Below are 23,178 nucleotides of genomic sequence, written 5' to 3'. Positions count from 1 at the left end.
CGTTGCCTGGCCGCGCCGGACGCACTGCCGGACGCTGCAGCCAGGCCGTGCCTTGTGCGGTGCGCCGCGAACGACTGTCCCATGGTTGAGCACCGGCCCGCTGCTTGTGTCCGCAGCTGTCCTGTTTTGTGACAGGCATCGGCGCAAGGCGGGTTCGGCCAGCGCGTTCCCGGGCCGCTCACCGCGCAAGTGCCGGACTCCCGATGCACGGTACGAAACCTGCTCAGCTCCGGGCAGGCGCTACCCAATGCAGGTATCGCGCCGCTTATCCGGAGGAGACGGAACCATGCCAGCCAACCCGCGCCCCGCACCGCCAGGGCAGGCGCCGCGCGACACCGTGGCTTGCCGCCGCAGGACCAGCCGCGGCGCCGCCACCGCGATTGCCATGGCGGTCGCCCTGATGGCCCAGCGGCCCGCTGTTGCGCAGCACGACACCGCTGTCCCAAACCAGGACAGCGCCATGCTGCCGGAAGTCCTGGTGGTGGCCGCCGCGCCGCTGCCAGGCATCGGCGTCGACAGCGACCTGGTGCCCTACACCGTGCAGACCGTGCGCGGCGACGACCTGGATCGGTCGCGCGCCGGCAACCTGGCCGAGTACCTGTCCCGCAACCTGGCCGGCGTCAACGTCAACGACATCCAGGGCAGCCCGTTCCAGACCGACATCACCTACCGCGGCTTCCGTGCCTCATCCATTCCGGGCGTGCCGCAGGGACTGTCGGTCTACCTGGACGGCATCCGCGTCAACGAGCCCTTCGGCGACGTGGTCAGCTGGGACATGATCCCGGAAGCCGCGCTGGCGAGCGTGTCGCTGGTGTCCAGCGCCAACCCGGCCTACGGCCTCAATACCCTGGGCGGGGCGCTGGCCATGACCACTCGTTCCGGGCTGGACTCGCCCGGCTTCGAGGCCGACCTGTCCTACGGCAGCGGCGCCCGCAAGCGCGCCGACCTGTCCGGCGGCGTGCGCAGCGACAGCGGCTGGCACGCATTCGCGGCCGGCACCCTGTTCCAGGAGCATGGCTGGCGCGACCAGTCGGGCGGCCGGCTTGGCAACGTCTTCGCCAAGGCTGGCTATGCGGGCGACACTGACAGCGTGGACGTGTCAGTGCTGCACGGCCGCAGCACGCTGACCGGCAACGGGCTGGTGCCCAGCTTCCACGCCAGCGCCAACGGCACGCTGCCAGACCTCTACCAGGCCAACCGCCACGCCGTGTACACCTACCCCGACCAGACCCGCAACCAGGTGACCCAGGTCGCCGTCAACGGCCGCCACTGGTTCGACGACAAGACCAGCGCCGCCGCGCTGGCCTACGTGCGCACCAGCCGCCGCGACACCACCAACGGCGATGTCAACCCCGCCTACGAGGCCTATGCCGAAGACTGCGAGGACGGCTTTGCGCCCGACGGCAGCCCGCTCGGCGCCGACTGCGGCATGACCCGGGCCGAAGGCGCCGCGCTGCATCCCGCCGTGATCAACACCACCCATATGTGGCAGCAGACCGTCGGCATGGCGCTGAGCATGGCCAGGGAGACCGACCGCCACCTGCTCAACGCCGGCCTGACCCTGGACCGCAGCCGCCTGACCTATTCGCAGTACGCGCAGCCCGGCACCTTCACCGACGACCGCGGCGCCGTGGCCGACCCGGACGCCCCCAATGCCCTGTTCTCCGGCGTCGGCGGCAGCTCGCGCATGCTCGGCCTGTACCTGTCCGACACCTGGTCGCTGACCCCCAGCACCTTCCTGACCGCCTCGGCCAGGTGGAACCATGTCGAGGTAAGCAATACCCTGCGCAACAGCGACGGCAGCGAACAGCCGCGCGAGAGCTTTACCTACCGCCGCCTCAACCCCGCGCTGGGACTCTCGCAGAAGCTGGGTGGCGGCGTCACCGTGTTCGGGGGCTACGCGCAGAACAACCGCGTACCGACCGTGCTCGAACTCGGCTGCGCCGACCCGACGCGGCCCTGCCGCCTGCCGGCCGGCCTGCAGGCCGATCCCTACCTGAAGCAGGTGGTCTCACACTCCTATGAAGCAGGCGTGCGCTGGCACCGCGGCAAGGACACCGAAGTCACCGCGTCGCTCTACCGCGTCGACAATCACGACGACATCCTCTTCCTGCGCGCGCCGAACACCCAGCTCGGCTACTTCGCCAACTTCGACCGCACCCGCAACCAGGGTCTGGACCTCACCGCCCGCCAGCGCGTGGGCGATGTCACGCTGCGGCTTGCCTACAGCTATCTGCAGGCCACCTACCAGGCCGCCGGCCAGCTTGCCGCCGGCGAACGCACCATCGACATCCGGCCCGGCATGCGCATGGCGGGCCTGCCCCGCCATACGCTCAAGCTGGGCCTCGACTGGCAGGCACTGGCCGGCCTGACGCTTGGCGCCGACCTGGTGGCGGTGTCAGGCACCGTCTCCAGCGGCAACGAAGACGGCCTGCGCAGCGACCCGCAGCCGGGCGCGCCGCCGAAGACCGCCGACTGGCATGTGCCCGGCTACGCCACCCTGAACCTGCGCGCGGCGTACAAGGTGAACAAGCGGTTTGAGATCTATGCACGCTTGGCCAATGTCTTTGACCGGCGCTACGAGACCTACGGACAGATCGCGAACGATGTGTTCCCCGGCGGTAGCCTGGTGCGCCCGCACGTGGCACCGGGGGATGCCGCCAGCGCGCTGTTCGTGGCACCGGGCGCGCCGCGCAGCTTCTGGCTGGGGGCGGTGTTCCGGATGTAGCAAGCCAGGCACGCCAGATCCACACCCACGCCCTGCGCCACGGTGTCCCCCTCACTCGTTTGAGTGTATTCAACCCCTCCCCTACGGAAGAGGGGATCAGCGCCAGGGAACTGCGGCCGACATGGCGGGGAGAAGGGGGCGCGGTCCGGCAGCCGTGGCGCGCCGGAATCCATGCAAAGCAAACAAGGCATGCGCCCCCTGCCCATCGAGAATGAGGAGGAATGCCGTGCGCGACAACCAGCCCGTCACCCAGCGCGAGTTTGATTTCCCGGACAACGCCACGCTGATGTCGACCACCGACACGCAGAGCTACATCACCTACGCCAACGCCGCGTTTGTCGAGGTCAGCGGATTCACGCGGGAAGAAATCCAGGGGCAGCCGCACAACCTGGTGCGCCATCCCGACATGCCCGCCGAAGCCTTTGCCGACATGTGGGCCACCCTCAAGGGCGGAGAGCCATGGACCGCGCTGGTCAAGAACCGCCGCAAGAACGGCGACCATTACTGGGTCCGCGCCAATGCCACGCCCGTGGTGCGCAACGGCCGGCCCGCCGGCTACATGTCGGTGCGCACCAAGGCAACACGCGAGGAGATAGCGGCAGCGGAAAAGCTGTATCGCGATTTCCGCGAGGGCCAGGCCGGCAGCCGGAAATTCCACAAGGGACTGATCGTGCGCACGGGCCTGATGGCCTTTACCTCGCTGTTCCAGACCATGCCGGTACGCTGGCGCGTGCGGCTGGCGCTGGCCGCCCTGCTCCCCGTCAGTATCATCGGCGCCTGGGGCATGGGCCTTTCCGGCATGGCACTGCCAGGCTTTGCAGGGGTCATGGCGCTTGCCACGTTGCTGGCATCCTGGTGGCTGCAACGGCAGATCACCACCCCGCTGGAACAGGTCCTGCAGCAGGCGCTGCGCGTGGCGTCCGGCGAAAGCCAGAAGGCCGTGCACATGAACCGGGTCGACGAGATCGGCATGACGCTGCGCACGATCAGCCAGCTCGGCCTGATGTTCCGCTGGCTGATCGACGACGTCAGCGGCCAGGTCGTCAATGTCCAGACCGCCAGCAATGAAATCGCGCGCGGCAATATCGACCTGAGCGCGCGCACCGAACAGGCGGCGTCCAGCGTGCAGGAAACCTCCGCGTCGATGGCGCAGATGACCTCCACGGTGCAGAGCAACGCGGAGACCGCGGCGCAAGCCAACAAGCTGTCCGGCTCCGCCAGCGTCGCCGCGGAGCGCGGCGGGCAGGCGGTGTCGGAGGTCGTCAACACCATGAACGAGATCACCGAGAGCTCCAGGCGCATCGCCGATATCATCGGCGTGATCGATGGCATTGCCTTCCAGACCAATATCCTGGCGCTCAATGCGGCGGTGGAAGCCGCCCGCGCCGGCGAACAGGGCCGCGGCTTTGCCGTGGTGGCCGGCGAGGTGCGCAGCCTGGCGCAGCGCAGCGCCAATGCCGCCAAGGAAATCAAGGGACTGATCGATGTCAGCGTCCACAACGTCGCGTCCGGCGCCAAGCTGGTCGACGAAGCCGGCAAGGCCATGGACGACATCGTCTCGCAGGTCAAGCGCGTATCCGACCTGATCGCCGAGATCAGCGCCGCCACCACCGAGCAAAGCAGCGGAATATCCCAGGTAGGGGGCGCGGTCAGCGACCTTGACAACATCACCCAGCAGAACGCCGCGCTGGTCGAGCAAAGCGCGGCTGCGGCCGAAAGCCTGAAGCAGCAGGCAACACGGCTGGTGGAGGCGGTCAGCGTGTTCCGCTAAGCGCGGCGAAGCGGGCCGGCATGCAGTGGACCTGTCGGCCCGCTATCGGGGCGCGCTACTATTCGCCTGACACGGCGCCTTTGCGTCGAGCGTCAGCCCTGCCCCCAACCCGTCATGACCCGCATTGTCCGCATCGCCCTCCACACCCTGGCATCCGCAAGCCTCATGTTCCTGAGCACCGCGCATGCCACCGACATCGACTGCGATCCGTCCGCCACCGCCGCCAACGCTACGCAGGCGCAGCGCCTGATCTGCGAATCCGCGCTGTTTTCCATGGGCTACCAGCGCATCTATGCCGACCAGCAGCGCCTGCTCAAGGCGCGGGCAATCACCGACGCCGACATTGCAGCATTCCGCAAAAAGCGGGACCGCTGCGATTCGGCATCGTGCCTGGACACGGTCTTCCGGGAGTGGAATGCATTCGCCAGCCGGGCGCGGGTCCCCTGACCGGAGAGCCTAAGCGGGCAGTCCCGCCCGCGCGGACTCAGAAAGCGCCGGCTGGCACAGCGTCGTTGCCGGCAGGGCCGGCCTTGCCTTTCCGGACGCCGGATGCCAGGGCACGGATGGCGGCTTCGCGGGAGTTTCCGATGCGCTTGTGCGCGGTCTCCAGGACCGCATCGATGTCCCGCCTGGTCACGGCGCGCTGCAGGGCACGCCAGGTCTTGAAGGAATTCTCCAGCGACCCGGGACGGGATGCGAGCCCCAGCCGCACATAGCGCAGGACCCGCAGCGAGATGGAATTCAGCAGCTCCCCGACCAGCCGGTTGCTCGACAGGTCTGCCATGGCCATGTTCGCCAGGAAGGTCACGCTGATATAGGCGTCCACCGATTCCTCGACGGCCTTGCCGAGCCGCGGCATGAATTGCTCGAATAACGCATCAAGCGCGTCCGCGCGTTCTTCCATCAACTGCCTGAGCAGAATCGCAAACAGTGCGTCCCGCACCACGTAGATATCCCGCAGGTCCTGGGCATTGGGCTCGGTGACAATGGCGCCGCGCCGCGCGCGGAACTCGACCAGCCGCTCCCGCTCCAGGATGCGCAAGGCCTCGCGCACAGGAGCGCGGCTGACCTCCAGGACCTCGCTGATGTCTTTCTCAAGCAGGCGTTGGCCTGCGTGGATCACGTCGATCGTAATCAGTCCCGCCAGCCGCACCGCAATCTGGTCGGCGACGGATGCCGACCAGTCGCGTCCATGCATAAGCGCCTGCTCGACCGCCAGCGTGACCGGATTCTGCGGTGTTTGCGGCGCAAGCAGCGACTGCAGTTCTGGCGTGTTGGTAGTCTTGAGTCTGCCCATGAGGGGTAAGTCCTTCCGATTATTGGGGAACCGGTCGGGTGTTGCCCTCGATCGGCGCTGCACCGCTCGCAGCGCCCAAGATCTTACCTTACGTGGCGTATCGGGCGGATGGCCGAGGGTGGCATCACGGTCGGTGCAGGCTAAGCAGTGGTCTTTCGGCGCACTGTGCCGCGCGTGGACCGGCTCTCCTTGGGGCTGCAACCAAATTGCGCGTGATACCAGCGCGAGAATCCGCTCGGCGCGGAAAACCCGAGCAGGGTCGCCACCTCGGTCAACGGACGATCGCTCTCGATGACATGACGCGCGGCAAGCTCCGTGCGGATGTCGTTGACGATCGACGAGAAGCTCTGTCCCTCTTCCGCCAGCCGGCGCTGGACCGTGCGGCACACCACGCCCAGATGGTCCGCCACTTGCTCGATGCTGCAACGTCCGCTGGGCAACAGCAGCAGGACAATGCGCCGCACGTCTTCTAGCATGGTCGCGTGCTGCGACATGACAGACGCGTCGATCAGCTGCTGCGCGTAGCGCGCCATGGCCGGATCGGCAGACGGGTTGCGTGCATCGAGATCGGCCTTCGCGCAGATGATGCAGTTGAAGTCATAGTCGAACTCGACGCAAGGGCCAAAAAACCGTTGGTGCGTACCAAGGTCGCGCGGCGCCGGGTGCTCGAAGCATACGCGCCGCGGCTCCCAGTCGGGCTTGAGAAGCTGGCGTATCAGCCGCACCATTACCCCCAGCGCCAGTTCAACCCTTTGGCGCGTGGGCTGATGTGCGCTGCCAGCGATGACCGCCTCGCGAATAATGACCAGTTCGCCGCACTCCTCTACCGCCAGCGACAGCGCACCGTTGAGCAACGCCTGATAGCGCATCAGCATGCGAAGCGAGTCGCGCAGCGTCGCCTGGTCGCGGATCAGCAATCCTACGGCCCCAAGATTGGACAACAGGCGCGACTCGGCCATGCACAGTCCGAAACTCTCGTTGCCTGACATGGTTGCCGACGCCTGCAGCAGCCGTCCGACACGCTCAACCGGAATCATGAGGTCCGGCTCGCGCAGCACGCCCGGACTCAACCCCGCGTCAAGGAGCATCCGCACCGGGTCCAGTCCGGCGGCTCGGGCGACCTCGCTGTAGTTGGTGAGGGCCGCAGCGCGGACAAGTGACGACATTAGCGAGCAGAGTGGAACATTGACATGGAATGATAAATCCCGGTCATGTAGTGTCAAGCGGGAGAAACCCACTGGATCCAGACTCGCAGGAATCGATCGGCCTGTTCGAAAAATCGGAGACAACCTTCATGATCCAACGCCTCAAAGCGGCACCCGCAGTGGTCCGCGCAACCTCTCTGGGCAATTCGATCCAGGTCGAGCCAGTCACCTGCACGATCGGTGCTGAGCTCAGCAACGTCAACCTCGGCGCGGCTGCCGAAGACGAGCAGCTGATGGCTGAAATCCGCGCCCTGCTCCTCAGACATCGCGTGCTGTTCTTCCGCGACCAGGACATCACGCGCGCGCAGCACGTAGCTTTTGCGCGCCGCTTCGGCGAGCTGGAGGACCATCCGGTGGTGGGCAGCCATCCCGATTACCCGGGGCTGGTCCAGATCTACAAAACCCCGGACAGTCCTCCCGACCGCAACGAGAATTCCTGGCATACCGATGCCACCTGGCGCGAGAAGCCACCGCTAGGCTGCGTGCTGCGCTGTATCGAGTGCCCACCCGTGGGCGGCGACACCATGTGGGTCAACATGGTCGAGGCCTACAGCCAGTTGCCCGAGGATATCAAGACGAAGATCGCCACATTGCGCGCGCGCCACGGCATCGAGGCGAGCTTCGGTGCCGCCATGCCGATCGAAAAGCGTCTTGCGCTGAAGGCCCAGTACCCGGACGCCGAGCACCCGGTGGTGCGCACCCATCCCGAAACCGGAGAGAAAGTGCTGTTCGTCAATGGAAGCTTTACCACGCACTTCACCAACTACAACGTGCCGGCCAATGTGCGCTTCGGCATCGACAAGGCGCCGGGTGCCGCAAATCTGCTTAGCTACCTGGTCAGCCAGGCCACCATCCCCGAGTACCAGGTGCGTTTTCGCTGGAAGAAAAACAGCGTTGCGTTCTGGGACAACCGTTCGACCCAGCACTACGCAGTGATGGATTACCCCCCGTGCCACCGGAAGATGGAGCGCACCGCAATTATCGGTGACGCGCCTTACTGAAAGATCGACACGACCGGTCGGGCATGCCGCAACGGTAGTCACCACCCAGCCCAGTTGCGCGGCCGGGTGACTGCCGTATTATTCCGGCTGGTAGTTGATGGACTTCAGCAGCGCGGCCTGTTGCTGGTATGCCTGCTTCAGGTCCGCCATCATCTCTTCCGAGGTGGCGGCATTCCCCTGCTCCATGCCCATATCCTTGACGCGGTTCTGCACTGCGGGCTGCTTGAAATACGCCAGCGTCGCCTCGCGGATTTTTTGCTGGACCGCCGGAGCGACATCCGGGCGCGACCACACGGCGAACCAGCCCGCTTGCGCCAGCTGCGGGTAACCGAGCTCCTTGAACGTCGGCACATCCGCCAATCCGGCAATCCGGGTCGGATAGGCCACGGCAATCGCTCTGATCTTCCCCGCCTTGATCAGCGGCATTGAGGTAGTCACCCCATCGAACATCAGCGGCACATGGCCGCCCATCAGGTCGTTCAATGCCGGAGGAGAGCCCTTGTAGCCAACATGCCGCATTGGCACGTGGGTGAGTTGCCCGAGCAGTATGCCCGAGGTGTGGCCCCTCAATCCCGCAGCGTAGGAAGCGAAAACCAGGCCCTCCTTCTGCGATTTGCCGTAGTCCACCAACTGCTTGAGGTTAGAGACCGGCACATCCTTGTTGGCAACCAGCACCAACCCCGTGCGGCTGACCTGGGCCAGGGGCTTCAGGTCGGCAAAGGGCTTGTAATGGACCTTGTAGGCCAACGGCGCTTCGCTGACGACACCGCCCTGGATGACCAGAAGGGTATGGCCATCCTTGCCGGTGGCCTGCAAATCGCTGATCGCCAGCGCGCCGGCGGCACCAGGCTTGTTTTCCACGATCACCGGCTTGCTCCATGCCTTCTGCAGGCCTTCCGCCAGCAGCCGCGCCAGGGCGTCGGCGCTGCCGCCGGCAGGCCCCGCCACCACCAGGCGGATCGGCTTGCTTGGCCAATCCTCCTGGGCATGAGCCATGGGCACCCCACCGACGACACCGACTCCGATCGCCAGGGCGTATCCGCGCCACCATAGGTTATTGGTTCGCTTCCTCATGTCTGTACCTCTTGATTGCCGTCTTTTCTCAATTCTCGGATCGCCACGCGTCAACCGGCTTGACCGATCACGCCAAGTTGTTGTCGATTCGCGCAAACAGAGGGAAAACCCTGCTCGCGGTATCGGCCACACGGCAATTGAGGTCTGGGGGGGCCACGGCAGCAAGGCGAAAGAGCGGGACCCACACCGTCGCGGGTCCCGCCTTCGCCATCACATGTTGGGTCCGGGATGCCGGGCCGTCAGTTCCCCCAAGGGCTCTTTACATGCATTCGGCCTTGCGCAGGAAGCCCTGGTGGCCACCGTTACGATTGGGTGCGAAGCCATTCTTCTGAAGCGTCTCTTCCACCGTGTCGTAGAAGACCCCAAGCTGCAAGATCTCGCGGGTCTGCTGCGCCGTCGCGATGGGGCGACCAAATTCGCCGGCGATACGCACCAGTTGCTTGATCTGCTCGACGGTGCTCATCTTTCCCGTGCGGGTCTGGTTCCAGAGCACGTCCTCGATGCCACACCGCACATGCAGGCCCAAGGCCATGCCGATCATGTTGATGGGAAGCACATTCAACACCGAACTCTCCACCGTTACCACGGCTCCGTCCGGCACAGCGCGCAGGATGTTTGCCAGGTTGTAGATGTTCGCCTGATCCATGCCGCCGCTGATAGCCACCCAGTTCATCACCAGCGGGCCCTTGTAGACGCCGCGGCGAATCATCCGCTCAATCGTTTCAAAGCTGTTGATGTTGTAGCACTGAAACTCACTCTGAATCCCGGCGGCTGTCAGACGCCGAACGTGCTCCTCGAACCAGCTGGGATTCGAGGGCACGACCATGTCCTTGTAGGTATCGTAGAGGTGCGCGAACCCTCGCGACAGTCCCTTGAAATCATCCACACCGGCATGCTCCGTCACATTCATCTGCGAGGTGTTGACGGTCACCGTCACCTGGTCGGGCTTAGGATCGAGTTCGGCCAGCATATGCCGCGTGTCATCGCTAAGCCATTTGGCGCCTTGGCCCTCTTCAGGCGCGAAGCTGATGGAGCCGCCCACCTGGATGACCATTTCAGGACAGGCCTTGCGCACGCCGGCGATCAGCTCATTGAACTTGGACAGGCGCTTGCTGCCCTTGCCGTCCTCTTCGCGCACGTGCAGATGCAGCACCCTCGCACCGGCTTCGTAGCAATCCACCGCCTTCTGGATCTGGTCCGCCATGGTGACCGGGATATCTTCCGGGAAGTCTGACGGGATCCAGCCCGGCGCATAGGGAGCGGCGGTGATGATCAGAGGCTGCTGGTTCTCGGGATACAGGTGGCCGTCAAGGAAGTTCATGTTGGTGGATCTCCGGGTTGAGATGTGAATCTTGAGAAGGTCGATGGATGAGACAGCTGCTTCGTGCCGTCAAATCACGAAAATGGACGAGCCGGTGGTCTTCCGCGACTCCAGGTCCCGGTGTGCCTGCACGGCATCCTCCAGGGCATAGCGCTGATTGATCCCGATGCGGATGCGGCCAGCCGCCACGTGGCCGAACAGCTCGCCGACCAGTTCCGCCTTCTCGGCAGGATCGGCGATATAGTCGGCCAGGCCCGGGCGCGTCAGGAATGCCGAGCCCTTGCGGGCCAGGATTGCCGGATCGAACCCGGTTACCGGGCCGGAGGCGAAACCCACGCACACCAGCAGGCCGCGGCACCTGAGGGAGTCCAGCGAGGACATGAAGGTGTCCTTGCCCACGCTGTCGAAGACCACGTTCACGCCCACGCCGTCGGTCAGTTCCCGCACGCGCCTGGCCACGTCCTCATGGCTGTAGTTGATGGTGTGGTCACAGCCGTGGGCGCGCGCCACTTCGGCCTTGGCATCGGTCGAAACCGTGCCGATCACCGTCAGCCCCAACAATTTGGCCCACTGCGCAACGATCAGGCCAACACCACCTGCCGCGGCATGCAGCAGGATGGAGTCGCCCGCCTTGAAGGGGTAGATCCGGCGCATCAGGTAGGCCGCCGACAAACCGCGCATGGTCATGGCCGCCGCGACTTCGCAACTGATTGCCTGCGGCAGCCTGATCAGCGGACCGGCAGAGATCAGCCGCTCCGTGCTGTAGGCGCCCAGCGTGTTGGTAAATCCGGTGTAGGTCACACGGTCGCCGACCGCCAGATGGGTGACGCCGGCACCGACAGCCTCAATCACGCCAGCGGCCTCGTTGCCGATGCCGCTGGGCAGCGGCACCTTGTACGTGCCGCTGCGGAAGTAGGTATCGGCGAAGTTCAGGCCTGCCGCCACGTGGCGGACGCGGACCTCCCCCGCTCCGGGCTCACCAACGCTGCCGTCCTCAAGACAAAGGACGTCGGGTCCGCCGGTTTCATGGAACTTAACGATTTTCGCCATGCCGTCTCCTGTTCTCTATCGAATATGACCGTTCACCTGCGGATCGGCGGTTGAGCTCGCCGAAGGACAAACCGGTTTGGTGATGCAGTGGATGGGTTGATGTCTGGGTGTGTTTCGCGACGATCGAATCATCTGGCAGGGGGCAACGTTCCGCTTTACCTGGCACGCCTTGAACTTTCCTTCTTATGACAAGGATTCGCTGGTGCAGGCGCACTGGATCGTTGACGGCCGGCTGCCATCATGGCGGGCAGTGGGCCGCTGGGCAGGCCGCAATGACGGGGCGCCAGCCCCTATTCGTCGACCCTGATCCCTGCGTCGCTAGCGATCTTCGACCAGACTTGCAGATCGCTGCGGACGATCTCGCCCAGCTGCGCGGAGGTCTTTACCGGCGGCGGCTCGAAGTTCAGTTTCTTCATCAGCGCCGCGATCTCCGGCAATGCCTGCACCTTGTTGGCCTCATCGGACAGCCGCTTCACGATCGCCGGACTGGTTCCGGCCGGGGCGAACATGCCGAACCATCCCACCGTGTTGAACTTGTAGCCCTGTTCACTCATGGTCTTGACGTCGGCAAGCTGTGGCGAGCGCACGTTGCCGACGATGGCAATGCCACGCACCTTCCCGGAACGCAGGAACGGAACCGCGACGCTGGGATCGGTCCAGCCGATCTTCAGCACCCCTGAAGAAAGCTCGGTGAGCAGTTGACTTGTTGTCCGATATGCGACGTGCTCGGTCTTCATGCCGGTCTGCTTCTTCAGCCATTCCATGGTCAAGTGCGCGGACGAGCCGGTGGCCCAGCTGCCATAGCTGTACTTGTCCGGATTCGCCTTCACCAGCTCGATGAGTCCTGGCAAGTCGTGCACCGGCAGATCCGGGCTCACCAGCAGCAACACCCCACCCGCGGCTGTCTGCGCGATCGGCATGAGGCCCTTTCTTGCCTCCTGGGATATGGACTTCATGACGGCAGGCGCAACCACCATGTTGGATGCCGTTGTGTAGAGAATCGTGTAGCCGTCCGGCGCCGCCTTGAGAACGGCATTGGTTCCGATCACCCCGCTGCCGCCCGGCCGGTTCTCCACGACCACGGCCTGCTTCAGCGATTCGGAAAGGCGCTGCGCCATGGCCCGCGCCAGCGCGTCGGTTCCCGAGCCGGGAGACGACGGAACGATCATTTGAATCGGGCGTGCGGGCCAGGCTTCCTGTGCCTGCAGCGGCCCCGGCGCGCACAGGGCAATGATTGCCTCTGCGCACAATGTGATGGCGAGCAGCTTCTTCAGTGATGACATCGTCGTCCCCAGTTCTCTCGACTATTCCCCAGCCTGAAAAGTGCTGCCAGCCCACCATTGGGCGGCCAGCGATTGCTACCGGCTCAGGCTATCGTGCGCAAATCATAGCAGTCGCAATTTTTATTGTCGACATGAATATATTTGGCTGGGTCGCGAGGTTGCCGGGGATCGATTCAGCCCGGCTTCTTGCCCGTTGGCGCCGTGCCCTCCGTCGCGGGCGCCTCGAAGGCATCGAACAAAAAATCGGGGGCGCTGGTGTTGTGGCGCGACCGGACGGTACGGCCGAATCGCACCGCGGTTGCCTGCATTGAAGTAACTGCCATCACCGGCTTCCTGATGGCCTCACCAGCCGGCCCGGTCGTCCAGGTGACCTCGCTCGTGTCTGCGTTGTCGTCGGCAACATACATGGAGCGCAGCATCGCGAACGCGCGCTTGGCGTCATAGGCCGGCAGGAACCGGACATCGAGCGCTGTACGCATGTCGCTGATTTCAGTGATCGCGACCGTTGCCTGGCCTCCGCCAGTGAAATGCAGCGTGAAAGCCAAGGGCTGCGGCTCGATTTCTATCCGAGCGATGTTGACCACCGGGCGCCCTTCCTGCTCTATCGGCCCCAGCAGGAACGAAGAGCCATAGGCATTGACACCCAGGTGGCGGGCCGGCAACGGTTTCGCCCGCCAGTAGCCATCGGCGGGATAGAGCACCAGGACCTCGGTACGGGTCCGCCCGGATTTCCGGAACACCTGGATCAGGTGAAAACCGGCATCGGCCCTGCCCGCTACCGTGACCGGCACCCGATGTGGCCGCCAGAAGCTTGCGAACGTGATCCCGACAATGGCAATGTCCCTGCCGTCGTAAAGGGTGACCGTGCGCGGCACGAAGACATGGCGGGGATCAGTCGGGTGAGGCGTCTTGCCGAAGTTGCACCCGGAGAAATCCGGCGCGGAGCTGTCAATGCGGATGGCGTTGACGTAGGGCGGATGCAATGCCTGGATGCGGAACCTGCCAACCGCGGCGGCGGACAGCGCGAACGAGACATTGTCTTCTTCCGCGCATGGGCCTGGCGTGCTGAAGTTCTCGACCTCCACGGCCAGCCGCTGCGCGCAAGCCGGCACGGAAAGCAGCGCCAGGCACAGGGTCGCGACAAGGCGCGTTGCGCGCATGCCAGGCTCCGTGAACGGGAATGAGGCGGGATCCGATTCCCGCCTGCGTGGACCTGTTCCTACTTGGTCCTGGGCGGCACGATCGCAGTGCCGGCGTCGGTGGTGCGCTCATGCTGCATGGTCGGCATCATGTTGCTGTTCAGGTGGAACATCACCCAGAGCGAACCCGTCAGCGTGATCACCACCAGCACCAGCGTGAACATCAGCGACAGCATGTTCCAGCCGCCCTCCGACCGCGCGTTCATGTGCAGGAAGTAGATCATGTGCACCACGATCTGCACGGCCCCGATCAGCAGGATAACGATGGCGGTGGTGGACGACTTGTCGAACACCTTTCCCATCACCAGCCAGAACGGGATCGCGGTCAGGAAGACAGACAGCACGAAGCCCGTCAGGTAGCCGCCCAGCGTGGCATGCGGCCCCACGTCCTCGTCATGCCCGTGGCTGTGTCCGTGGCTGTCCAGCGTTTCGTCGTGCGCGCTCATGGCAACGCTCCCATCAGGTAGACGAAGGTAAAGACGCCGATCCAGACGACGTCAAGAAAGTGCCAGAACATCGACAGGCACATCAGCCTGCGCTTGTTGGCCGTGATCAGCCCGTGCTGCGCCACCTGGGTCATCAGCACGACCAGCCAGATGATGCCGCACGTGACATGCAGCCCGTGGGTTCCGACCAGTGCGAAGAACGAGGTCAGGAACGCGCTGCGCTGCGGCCCTGCGCCCTCATTGATCAGGTGCGCGAACTCATAAAGCTCGACCGCCAGGAACCCCGCGCCGAAGACCCCCGTGATGGCCAGCCAGATCTGGGTTCCGGCGATGCGGTTCTGCTGCATCTGCAGCATGGCAAAGCCGTAGGTAATCGAAGACAACAGCAGGAACGAGGTGTTCAGTGCCACCAGCGGCAGCTCGAACAGCTCTGCCCCGCTCGGTCCCCCCGCATACTCCCGGCCCAGCACGCCATACGCGGCGAACAGGCAAGCGAATATCAGGCAGTCGCTCATCAGGTAAAGCCAGAACCCCAGCAGCGTCCCGTTCTGCGGGTGATGGTCTTCGGGCAGGTAGAACTGGTAGCCCCCCGGCGGGGCCGCGTCCGCGGTGCCGGTGCCGCTCACATGGTTGGGAAAGGTCGTGTCAGCCATGGCCAGCCATCCGTTGTGTGCGCGCCGCTTCGGTCTGGACCACCAGGTCGGCCGGGAGGTAATAGTCGCGCTGGTAGTTGAACGTATGGATGATCGCGCCGATGATCGTCGCCGCGAACGATGCTGCCGCCAGCCACCAGATGTGCCAGATCAACGCGAAACCGCAGAGCGTGGAGAACCCCGCGAGCACGATGCCGGCCGCGGTGTTCTTCGGCATATGGATCGGAATAAAGCCCTGCTGCGGCCGCGCGTAGCCATTCTGCTTCATGTGCCACCAGGCGTCGGTGTCGTGCACTACCGGCGTAAAGGCAAAGTTGTACTGCGGCGGCGGGGATGAAGTCGACCATTCGAGCGTGCGGCCGTTCCACGGATCGCCAGTCAGGTCCCGAAGCTCCTCGCGGTGGATGAAGCTGACCACCAGCTGGACCAGGAAGCAGGCAATGCCGATGGCGATCAGCAAGGCGCCGAACGCAGCCAGCTGGAACCAGACCTGGTGCGTCGCGTCCTCGAAATGGCTCATGCGCCGGGTCACGCCATGCAGCCCCAGCCAGTACAGCGGCATGAACGCAAAGTAGAAGCCGACCAGCCAGAACCAGAACGATGCCTTGCCCCAGGACGAGACCAGGCGATAGCCGAATGCCTTCGGGAACCAGTAAGTAATGCCTGCCATCAGGCCGAACAGCACGCCGCCGATGATCACGTTGTGGAAATGCGCGATCAGGAACAGGCTGTTGTGCAAGGAGAAGTCAGCCGGCGGCACCGCCAGCAGCACGCCGGTCATGCCGCCGATCACGAACGTGACCATGAAGCCGATGGTCCAGAGCATGGGGGGCTCGAAGCGGATCTTGCCGTGGTACATCGTGAACAGCCAGTTGAAGATCTTGGCACCGGTCGGGATCGATATGATCATGGTGGTGATGCCGAAGAACGAATTGACGCTGGCGCCCGATCCCATCGTGAAGAAATGGTGCAACCAGACCAGGTACGACAGCACGGTGATCACTACCGTGGCGTAGACCATCGACGCGTACCCGAACAGGCGCTTGCGGCAGAACGTGGCGACCACTTCCGAGAACACCCCGAACACCGGAAGCACAAGGATGTACACCTCCGGATGGCCCCATATCCAGATCAGGTTCACGTACATCATGGCGCTGCCGCCCAGCTCGGTGGTGAAGAAGTTGGTGCCGACGTAGCGGTCGAGCGCAAGGAGCGCCAGCGCCGCGGTCAGCACCGGGAACGCGGCAATGATCAGCACGTTGGTGCACAGCGCGGTCCAGGTGAAGATCGGCATGCGCATCAGCGTCATGCCGGGCGCCCGCATCTTGACGATGGTCACCAGCAGGTTGATGCCGGATAGCAAGGTCCCTACCCCGGCCACCTGCAGCGCCCATATGTAATAGTCGACGCCGACGTCAGGGCTGTGGATGATGCCGGACAAGGGCGGATAGGCCAGCCAGCCGGTGCGCGCGAACTCGCCCACGAACAGCGACATCATGACCAGGATGGCACCGCCCGTGGTCATCCAGAAGCTGAAGTTGTTCAGGAACGGGAAGGCCACGTCGCGCGCGCCGATCTGCAGCGGCATGACGAAGTTCATCAACCCCGTGACCAGCGGCATGGCGACGAAGAAGATCATGATCACGCCGTGCGCGGTAAAGATCTGGTCGTAGTGGTGCGGCGGCAGGTAGCCAAGGTTGTCGCCGAACGCGATGGCCTGCTGGATGCGCATCATGATCGCGTCGGCAAAACCCCGCAGCAGCATCACGATGCCCAGGATCACATACATGATGCCGATCTTCTTGTGGTCGATGCTGGTGAACCATTCCCGCCACAGGTAGCCCCAGAGGCGATAGTAGGTGAGCGCCGCGACGATTGCGCCCCCACCGATCACCACCACGATGAAGGTGCCGAGCAGGATGGGATCGTGCAGCGGGAGGGCCTCCCACGAAAGCCGGCCGAAGATCAAATTGGCGAGTTCCGAGCGCTCGGGCATGTTTGTCACCTGGGGCCTGAATTAACCAACCATGGCCGATGGGGCTGGCCAGTACCGCAAGGGAAGATCCGGATCCGCACCCTACTGCAGCAGCACCCGGCCGTCATTGCGCGCGGACTCCGACGCGAACACGGGCGCTGTGGCCGCGGTGTTGCGCGCCGTGCAGATGCCGGCGAACGGGTCGAATTTGCCGCGGCTGCGGTCAAGCGCCATGGTGTCTGCCATGCACCGCCCGCCGCCCACGCAACGGTTCAGGATCAGGTCGTAGAGGCCTGGCGCCACGCTGGCATAGCGTTGCACCGCGTCGCGCTCGCTGGGCTGCGCGAGCTTGAGGTACGTATCCGTGGACAGGCCCTGGCCCGACGACTTGACCTGCTGGATCCAGCTCTCGAAGTCCTGGTTGGACAGCCCATGGAACTTGAAGCGCATGTGGGAGAAGCCCGCGCCGCTGTAGTTGGCCGAGAAGCCTTCATACACGCCGGACTTGTTGATCACGGCATGCAGCTTGGTTTCCATGCCGGGCATGGCGTAGACCATGCCCGCCAGCGACGGGACGAAGAATGCGTTCATCACCGAGGTGGCGGTGATGCGGAAAGCGATGGGCCGGTCGACCGGCGCCGCCAGCTCGTTGACGGTGGCGATGCCCTGCTCGGGATACAGGAACAGCCACTTCCAGTCCATCGCCACCACCTCCACCGTCAGCGGCTTCACGTCTGCCGGGACCGGCCGGCCTGCGTCGATCCGCGTCAGCGGCCGGTACGGATCGAGCTGGTGGGTGCTGACCCAGGTCACGGCGCCCAGCGCGATGATGATCAGCAGCGGCGCGGCCCAGATCGCCAGCTCGAGCACAGTGGAATGGTCCCAGTCGGGGTTGTAGGGCGCATCGGTCGCACTTTCCCGATAGCGCCACGCAAACAGCAGCGTGAGGATGATCACCGGAACGATGATCAGCAACATCAGGCAGGTGGCAATGATGATCAGGTCGCGCTGGCGCAGGGCCATGTCGCCGGATGGCGCAAGCAGCACCGCGTTACAACCGGCCAGGCACGCCAGCATGACTGCGGCGGCACATCGCAGCAGTAGTCTTCCCTGCACACGTCTTGGCGGCACTACAGAGTCGAAGCGGCCCATAGTCTCGGAAGTGGCGTCTGAGGAATATCGGCAAACTGCCGGCGAACTCACCTTTCGTTTTTCTATGGCAGTTTAGGCGCTATTCTTGTCAGTGCGAGACTTAAGAGCCAATTTCATCGGAATGGGGTCGGCTCCATGTGCAGTATCGACGCACTCCTGCCAGAAGGAGACTTGACGATGGCCAGCCTCACCCACCAGCATCGCGCATCGCCGACTGCACCTCCGGCGCCCGGCCACCACCAGGTGGCACCCGCCGAGATCGCCACCGGGGTGGTGATCGGACGGGCCTCGGAGTACTTTGACTTCTTCGTGTACGGCATCGCCTCCGTGCTTGTCTTCCCGGCGGTCTACTTCCCGTTTGCGAGCGAGCTGGCGGGGTTGCTCTTCAGTTTCACGATCTTCTCGTTTGCGTTTATCGGACGCCCGTTCGGCACCGCGCTGTTCATGCGCATCCAGCGGCGCTGGGGCCGCGGCATCAAGCTGACGGCGTCGCTGTTCCTGCTCGGCACGGCCACGGTGGGGATTGCGTTCCTGCCGTCGTACGCCTCGATCGGGGCCGCGTCGATCTACCTGCTGGCGCTGTTCCGCTTCCTTCAGGGCATTGCGTTCGGCGGGTCGTGGGACGGGCTGCCGTCGCTGCTGGCGCTCAACACGCCGGAGGACAAGCGCGGCTGGTATGCGATGGTGGGCCAGCTCGGCGCACCCACCGGGTTTATCGTCGCCAGTTCGCTGTACCTGTTCTTGCATGCCAGCCTGACCCCGCCTGAATTCATCGAGTGGGGCTGGCGCTATCCGTTCTACGTGGCCTTCGCCATCAACGTCGTGGCACTGTTTGCACGGCTGCGCCTGGTGGTGACCCATGAGTACACGCAACTGCTCGAAGAAGACGAGCTGGAGCCGATCAGCACCTTGCAGATGGTGAACGCGCAAGGCTTCAACATCTTCCTGGGGGCCTTTGCTGCGCTGGCCAGCTATGCGCTGTTCCACCTTGTCACGGTGTTCCCGCTGTCCTGGGTGATCCTGCACCGCTCGCAGAGCATCTCCGACGTGCTGGCCGTGCAGATCGTGGGCGGCTTCATCGCGTTCATCGGCACGCTGCTTTCCGGCTGGATCGCGGACCGCGTCGGCCGGCGCACCACGCTGTCGGCAATGGCCGTGCTGATCGGCATCTTCAGCCTGGCAACGCCGTGGCTGCTCGGTGGCGGCGCGACCGGCCAGGACATCTTCATCCTGGTCGGCTTCGGCTTGCTGGGCCTGTCGTACGGACAGGCTGCGGGCGTGGTGACGTCGAACTTCGAACGCCGCTTCCGCTACACCGGAGCCGCGCTGACCACGGACTTCGGCTGGCTGTTCGGCGCCGCCTTTGCGCCGCTGGTGGCGCTGGGCCTGTCTTCGCTGTTCGGCCTCGCGGCGGTCAGCCTCTACCTGCTGTCTGGCGTGATCGGCACGCTGGCCGCCTTGCGCATCAGCCGGGCGCTCGGGACGCCTGACATGTGACTGCGGTCATGGCCTGCGCAAGGCCATGACGATTCCCCTGCGACGGGCGGGCTGATTCGCCGCCCGATTTCCTCTTGCGCTTCCTTGCTTGCTGGCCCCTGCCCGGCTGCCTGACCCTTGGCGCCTGGCGCCCCGGCGCCGCATATGGCGGATAATGCGCTATTTGCAAGCACTTCCCTCCCCATGCCCGCAAGCAGCAACACCACTGGACGCATCGACTGGACAACGCTGTTCCTGCTTACCTTCCCGCCACTGAGCTGGGCCGGCAATGCCATCGTCGGCCGCCTGGCCGCCGGCACCGTGCCACCCATCACCTTGAACTCTGTGCGCTGGGTGCTGGCAGGGCTGCTGCTGGCACCCTTTGCCTGGCGCGGCGTGATCGAGCACCGCGCGGCACTGCGCCGGCACGCCGGCGTGATCACCGCCCTGGGCGTGCTTTCGATCGCCAGCTATAACGCCCTGCAGTACCTGGCGCTGACCACCTCGACCCCGATCAACGTGACGCTGATCGGCGCATCCACGCCGCTGTTTCTGATCGTGATCGGCGCGATCTGTTTTCGCGAACGGGTGAAGCCATGGCATGTCACCGGGGCACTGCTGTGCATGGTCGGCGTGACCTTCGTCCTGGTACGCGGCGAACTGGGCCGGCTCGCCCAGCTGGACCTGGTTGCCGGCGACCTGTTCATGCTGGCCGCCACCATCGCCTGGAGCGGCTATACCTGGCTGCTGCGCAAACAGCGGCCCGCCGTGCCCCTGCCCGTGCTGCTGTTCGCGCAGATCGTCACCGGCGGACTGGCAAGCGCTCCCGTGACGGCATGGGAGCTGATGACGCTGGACCAGCCGCTGCAATGGAGCGGCAAGGTCGCGGCCATCCTGCTCTATGTAGCAACCATTCCCTCGCTGCTCGCCTACTTTGCCTGGGACCGCGCCATCGCCCGCGCGGGCGCTCAGTTGCCGGTGTTCTTTATCACCCTGACGCCGGTATTCGCGGCGCTGCTGTCCACGCTGCTGCTGGGCGACTGGCCCCGCTGGTACCACGCGGTGGGGCTGGCCGCGATCGCGGCGGGAATCTGGCTGGCGCAGCGGCGTTGAGGGGGCCGGCCGGTCCACACCAGGGAACAGGCATGCCCCGGGCGTTTCAATCCTGAATCAGTCTCGCTGCGGCTGCACTAACCTGTTTGCACGATGGGCTCGCGCAACCTGGTGCACTACCCTCGCAGTAGAGCTCACACCACTGAAACCGGGGGGGAATCATGGGTGAACGGAATCCGCGCGGGCGACACGCGTCGGCTGACCTTGCACGATGCGAGGCGCCAGCAAGAGACATCGAAGCTGAATCAGCGCCATCGCGGCGCACACAGCAACCCAGGATAAGGCCCACGGTGCATCCCGGCACTTCCGACCTGCATTTCATTGCTGGCCGCCGGGAGCCTCCTGCCGCAATGAGCCGGCTCACGGCTGCGGACGATCCGTTGCTGGGCTGCCTGCTGTTGCTGAACCGGGCCCTGCAACGGACGGTGCCTTCAGCGGTCCTGCTGGAAGGGCTGCCGCTGGACGGGCAGGCCCTGACGTTGCCGCTGCTCTGCACTGCGGCGGCGCGCGCCGGCTTGTCGACCCGGCTGGCGGAGCACGACCTCGACGATATCCCGGATACCTCGATACCGGCCATGCTGTTGCTGGACAAGAACAGGCCGTGCGTACTGCTGCAGCGCTGCGAGCACGGACGGTTTCTCGTCGCCCTGCCAGGCTGGGGCGGTGGGGTGCAGGAAGTCAGCCGCGAGGAACTGCTGACCCAGTACAGCGGGCACGCCGTCTTCGCGCAGCCAACGCTGCAAGCGGCCGTGTCAGCCGATACGGAGCCGGCACAGCCGTGCCCGTGGCCCGGCGACGCGATGCGGCCATCATGGCGGCGCCGTTGGGAGCGGCTGCTTGCCTCGACGCTCAGGGCACTATGCCTGCGGGGCAGGCTGCCGGCTGAGGATGTGGTCCGCGCTGGTGGCTAGTCATTGTCCGGCCAGACAGGCGCGGCTCCGATGACGCATCAGGGCGTCGGCGATGCCGACGTGTTGCCCGAACTGCTCTGCCAGGTCCCCACCGACAGGTCACGTTGAGCGGAAACCGCATCTCGTAGCGGTGGCCGACATCCTCGGTCAACCCGGCCGGGGTCATCCGCGCTCCGCACTGTCCCGGTATGCAATAGGTCAAGCCGAACGCGCTGCACGCAGTCGTTCACCATGCCAGGCGCCTTGGGGAAATGAAAAGGAGGCAGGGCAATTTGCCCTGCCTCCGCTCAGGCGCCGGTCTGCCCTCCCCGGCACAGACGCGCGCCCCCGTCCAACCGGCTTAGATGACGCAGGCAAGCTTGACGGTGAGGCCTCCCCAATCGGTGGCCTGGTTGGTGTCGACCTGTACCTGCAGCTTGTCGTTGCGGTTGACGGTTCCGGACGGCACCTCCTGGCTGCAGCTCTGCTGGCCATTGCTGATCTTGCAGCTCAGGTCCCTGACCGGCGTGATGGTCGCTGAAGCGCCGGCCCCTGTCACCGTGTGCACCGAAATGTCCAGCGTTCCCTGCACCTTGCCGAGTGTGGTGGCAGTGAGCGTGACACGGCTGCAATCGTAGGGGATCACGACGCCGAAGTCCGAAGGCAAGGGAACCGCCCCGCCGGCGCCGGTCATGGCATAGTTGCCGCGGCTGAGCGTGGCTGGCACGTTGAAGTTGCCGTTGTAGACGGTGCCTGTCCCCATGCTCACGCCCGAAGTTGGCCACTTGCCGCCCGCCTTGGGACCGTACAGCGTCGAGGTCGTGGTGTCGAAATAGAAGTCGCCATCGACGCCGATGTCGTCGGTCGGCGCACCGCTGCCGTACAGGATGTGACCGCCATTGCCTGCAGTGCCGCCACCGGTGCCGCCGGTGCCGCCGCTGCCGCCCGGCTGGGTGACCAGCGAGACCCCTGCCGGCCACACGTCATTGGCCTTGGGCCCGTACAGCGTCCAGGTGTCGGTGTCGAGGTAGTAGTCGCCATTGTTGCCAACGCTGTTGGCTGGTGCCCCCGCGCCCGTCAGGACGACGCCGCCACCGGTGCCCGACCCGGTGCCGCCACCCATCTGGACGCCCGGCGGCCACGTGCCGTTTGCCTTGGGCCCGAACAGGGTCGAGGTGGAGGTATTGATGTAGTAGTCGCCATTGTTGCCGACGCTGTCGGTCGGATCGACCGAGCCGGACAGGATGGTGTTCCCGGCCGCTCCGGTATTGCCGGTACCCGCCACCGAAACCCCTGCCGGCCACGTGCCGTTTGCCTTGGGCCCGAACAGCATCCAGGTCACGGTATTCAGGTAGAAGTCCCCGTCCTTGCCGATCTCGGGCCCGGGATCAGTGGTACCCGACAGCATGGCGCTGCTGCTGGCGGCGGTCTGCGTTGCGGGCGTTGTTGGCGTCGTGGGTGACGCTGGCGCTGACGTTCCCGTGCCTGGGGCTGTGGCGGCGGCGCTGGCAGGCGTCGATTCGCCCCCCCCGCCTCCCCCGCAA

General features: G+C 65.0%; 19 protein-coding genes and 1 pseudogene. 8 read left to right on the top strand and 12 right to left on the bottom strand.

All coding sequences use genetic code 11. The features are described 5' to 3' along the window. Positions 1 to 286: 286 nt before the first annotated feature. From AC3WQZ_RS25860 to AC3WQZ_RS25850, 3 genes are all read left to right on the top strand, one after another. Positions 287 to 2,728 (top strand): TonB-dependent receptor, encoded by a 2,442-nt coding sequence (locus AC3WQZ_RS25860; protein ID WP_492297106.1) that lies wholly within the window; start codon positions 287 to 289, stop codon positions 2,726 to 2,728. Between the two features lie 226 nt (positions 2,729 to 2,954). Then, a complete protein-coding gene (locus tag AC3WQZ_RS25855) occupies positions 2,955 to 4,499 on the top strand; it encodes a methyl-accepting chemotaxis protein (RefSeq protein WP_011616969.1) in 1,545 nt (514 codons plus the stop codon). 114 nt (positions 4,500 to 4,613) lie between these two features. After that, a complete protein-coding gene (locus AC3WQZ_RS25850; protein WP_011616968.1) occupies positions 4,614 to 4,946 on the top strand; it encodes a hypothetical protein in 333 nt (110 codons plus the stop codon). Positions 4,947 to 4,983: 37 nt separating this feature from the next. Here AC3WQZ_RS25850 and AC3WQZ_RS25845 read toward each other — a convergent pair whose 3' ends face one another. Together AC3WQZ_RS25845 and AC3WQZ_RS25840 are read right to left on the bottom strand one after the other, a co-directional pair. Further along, positions 4,984 to 5,859, bottom strand: coding sequence for a GntR family transcriptional regulator (locus AC3WQZ_RS25845; protein ID WP_231881498.1), 876 nt, complete (start codon positions 5,857 to 5,859; stop codon positions 4,984 to 4,986). A 77-nt stretch (positions 5,860 to 5,936) separates the two neighbouring features. Further along, on the bottom strand, positions 5,937 to 6,962 hold the full coding sequence (locus AC3WQZ_RS25840) for an AraC family transcriptional regulator (protein ID WP_439669912.1): 1,026 nt from the start codon (positions 6,960 to 6,962) through the stop codon (positions 5,937 to 5,939). A 128-nt stretch (positions 6,963 to 7,090) separates the two neighbouring features. Between AC3WQZ_RS25840 and AC3WQZ_RS25835 the strand changes: the two genes are divergently transcribed. Continuing rightward, a complete protein-coding gene (locus tag AC3WQZ_RS25835) occupies positions 7,091 to 8,002 on the top strand; it encodes a TauD/TfdA dioxygenase family protein (protein ID WP_492301491.1) in 912 nt (303 codons plus the stop codon). 78 nt (positions 8,003 to 8,080) lie between these two features. On the opposite strand, the gene AC3WQZ_RS25830 is transcribed toward AC3WQZ_RS25835, so the two are convergent. From AC3WQZ_RS25830 to cyoA, 9 genes are all read right to left on the bottom strand, one after another. Next, complete coding sequence (locus AC3WQZ_RS25830) at positions 8,081 to 9,076, bottom strand: Bug family tripartite tricarboxylate transporter substrate binding protein (RefSeq protein WP_492301490.1); 996 nt, start codon at positions 9,074 to 9,076, stop codon at positions 8,081 to 8,083. A 259-nt stretch (positions 9,077 to 9,335) separates the two neighbouring features. Next, positions 9,336 to 10,397, bottom strand: coding sequence for a beta-keto acid cleavage family enzyme (locus tag AC3WQZ_RS25825; protein ID WP_010809758.1), 1,062 nt, complete (start codon positions 10,395 to 10,397; stop codon positions 9,336 to 9,338). A gap of 69 nt (positions 10,398 to 10,466) precedes the next feature. Next, positions 10,467 to 11,447: a quinone oxidoreductase family protein gene (locus AC3WQZ_RS25820; RefSeq protein ID WP_492301489.1), complete on the bottom strand. Its 981-nt coding sequence runs from the start codon at positions 11,445 to 11,447 to the stop codon at positions 10,467 to 10,469. A 290-nt stretch (positions 11,448 to 11,737) separates the two neighbouring features. After that, positions 11,738 to 12,730 carry a Bug family tripartite tricarboxylate transporter substrate binding protein gene (locus tag AC3WQZ_RS25815; RefSeq protein ID WP_010809756.1) on the bottom strand — a complete coding sequence of 331 codons (993 nt, stop codon included), beginning with the start codon at positions 12,728 to 12,730 and terminating at the stop codon, positions 11,738 to 11,740. Positions 12,731 to 12,903: 173 nt separating this feature from the next. Then, the gene (locus AC3WQZ_RS25810) at positions 12,904 to 13,890 is read right to left on the bottom strand and encodes a hypothetical protein (RefSeq protein ID WP_492301488.1); all 987 of its coding nucleotides are present in this window, start codon (positions 13,888 to 13,890) and stop codon (positions 12,904 to 12,906) included. A gap of 59 nt (positions 13,891 to 13,949) precedes the next feature. Continuing rightward, positions 13,950 to 14,375, bottom strand: a complete 426-nt coding sequence (gene cyoD / locus AC3WQZ_RS25805; protein WP_010809754.1) for a cytochrome o ubiquinol oxidase subunit IV — start codon at positions 14,373 to 14,375, stop codon at positions 13,950 to 13,952. Next, positions 14,372 to 15,028: a cytochrome o ubiquinol oxidase subunit III gene (cyoC, locus tag AC3WQZ_RS25800; RefSeq protein WP_010809753.1), complete on the bottom strand. Its 657-nt coding sequence runs from the start codon at positions 15,026 to 15,028 to the stop codon at positions 14,372 to 14,374. Before cyoC ends, cyoD begins: the two co-directional genes overlap by 4 nt. After that, positions 15,021 to 17,024 carry a cytochrome o ubiquinol oxidase subunit I gene (gene cyoB / locus AC3WQZ_RS25795; RefSeq protein WP_011616962.1) on the bottom strand — a complete coding sequence of 668 codons (2,004 nt, stop codon included), beginning with the start codon at positions 17,022 to 17,024 and terminating at the stop codon, positions 15,021 to 15,023. The genes cyoC and cyoB overlap by 8 nt, the downstream gene beginning before the upstream one ends. A gap of 81 nt (positions 17,025 to 17,105) precedes the next feature. Then, positions 17,106 to 18,155 (bottom strand): ubiquinol oxidase subunit II, encoded by a 1,050-nt coding sequence (gene cyoA, locus AC3WQZ_RS25790; protein ID WP_011616961.1) that lies wholly within the window; start codon positions 18,153 to 18,155, stop codon positions 17,106 to 17,108. Positions 18,156 to 18,332: 177 nt separating this feature from the next. On the opposite strand from cyoA, the gene AC3WQZ_RS25785 reads away from it, so the two are divergent. The 4 genes and pseudogenes from AC3WQZ_RS25785 to AC3WQZ_RS25770 form a co-directional block, all read left to right on the top strand. Beyond that, positions 18,333 to 19,652, top strand: a complete 1,320-nt coding sequence (locus AC3WQZ_RS25785) for an MFS transporter (protein ID WP_011616960.1) — start codon at positions 18,333 to 18,335, stop codon at positions 19,650 to 19,652. A 183-nt stretch (positions 19,653 to 19,835) separates the two neighbouring features. Further along, the gene (locus AC3WQZ_RS25780; RefSeq protein WP_492301487.1) at positions 19,836 to 20,744 is read left to right on the top strand and encodes a DMT family transporter; all 909 of its coding nucleotides are present in this window, start codon (positions 19,836 to 19,838) and stop codon (positions 20,742 to 20,744) included. A gap of 350 nt (positions 20,745 to 21,094) precedes the next feature. Then, complete coding sequence (locus AC3WQZ_RS25775) at positions 21,095 to 21,655, top strand: cysteine peptidase family C39 domain-containing protein (protein WP_010809748.1); 561 nt, start codon at positions 21,095 to 21,097, stop codon at positions 21,653 to 21,655. Positions 21,656 to 21,661: 6 nt separating this feature from the next. Further along, positions 21,662 to 21,757: pseudogene (locus AC3WQZ_RS25770) on the top strand (IS5/IS1182 family transposase); the annotation flags it as partial. A 238-nt stretch (positions 21,758 to 21,995) separates the two neighbouring features. Here the strand turns inward: AC3WQZ_RS25770 and AC3WQZ_RS25765 are convergent. After that, positions 21,996 to 23,178: hypothetical protein (locus tag AC3WQZ_RS25765; RefSeq protein WP_492301485.1), on the bottom strand; the 1,183-nt coding region annotated here is incomplete at its 5' end.

Source organism: Cupriavidus sp. FW305-26, from assembly GCF_058787975.1.
The sequence above is the reverse complement of the archived record's forward strand: the minus strand, read 5'-3'. Positions and strand labels throughout refer to the sequence as shown.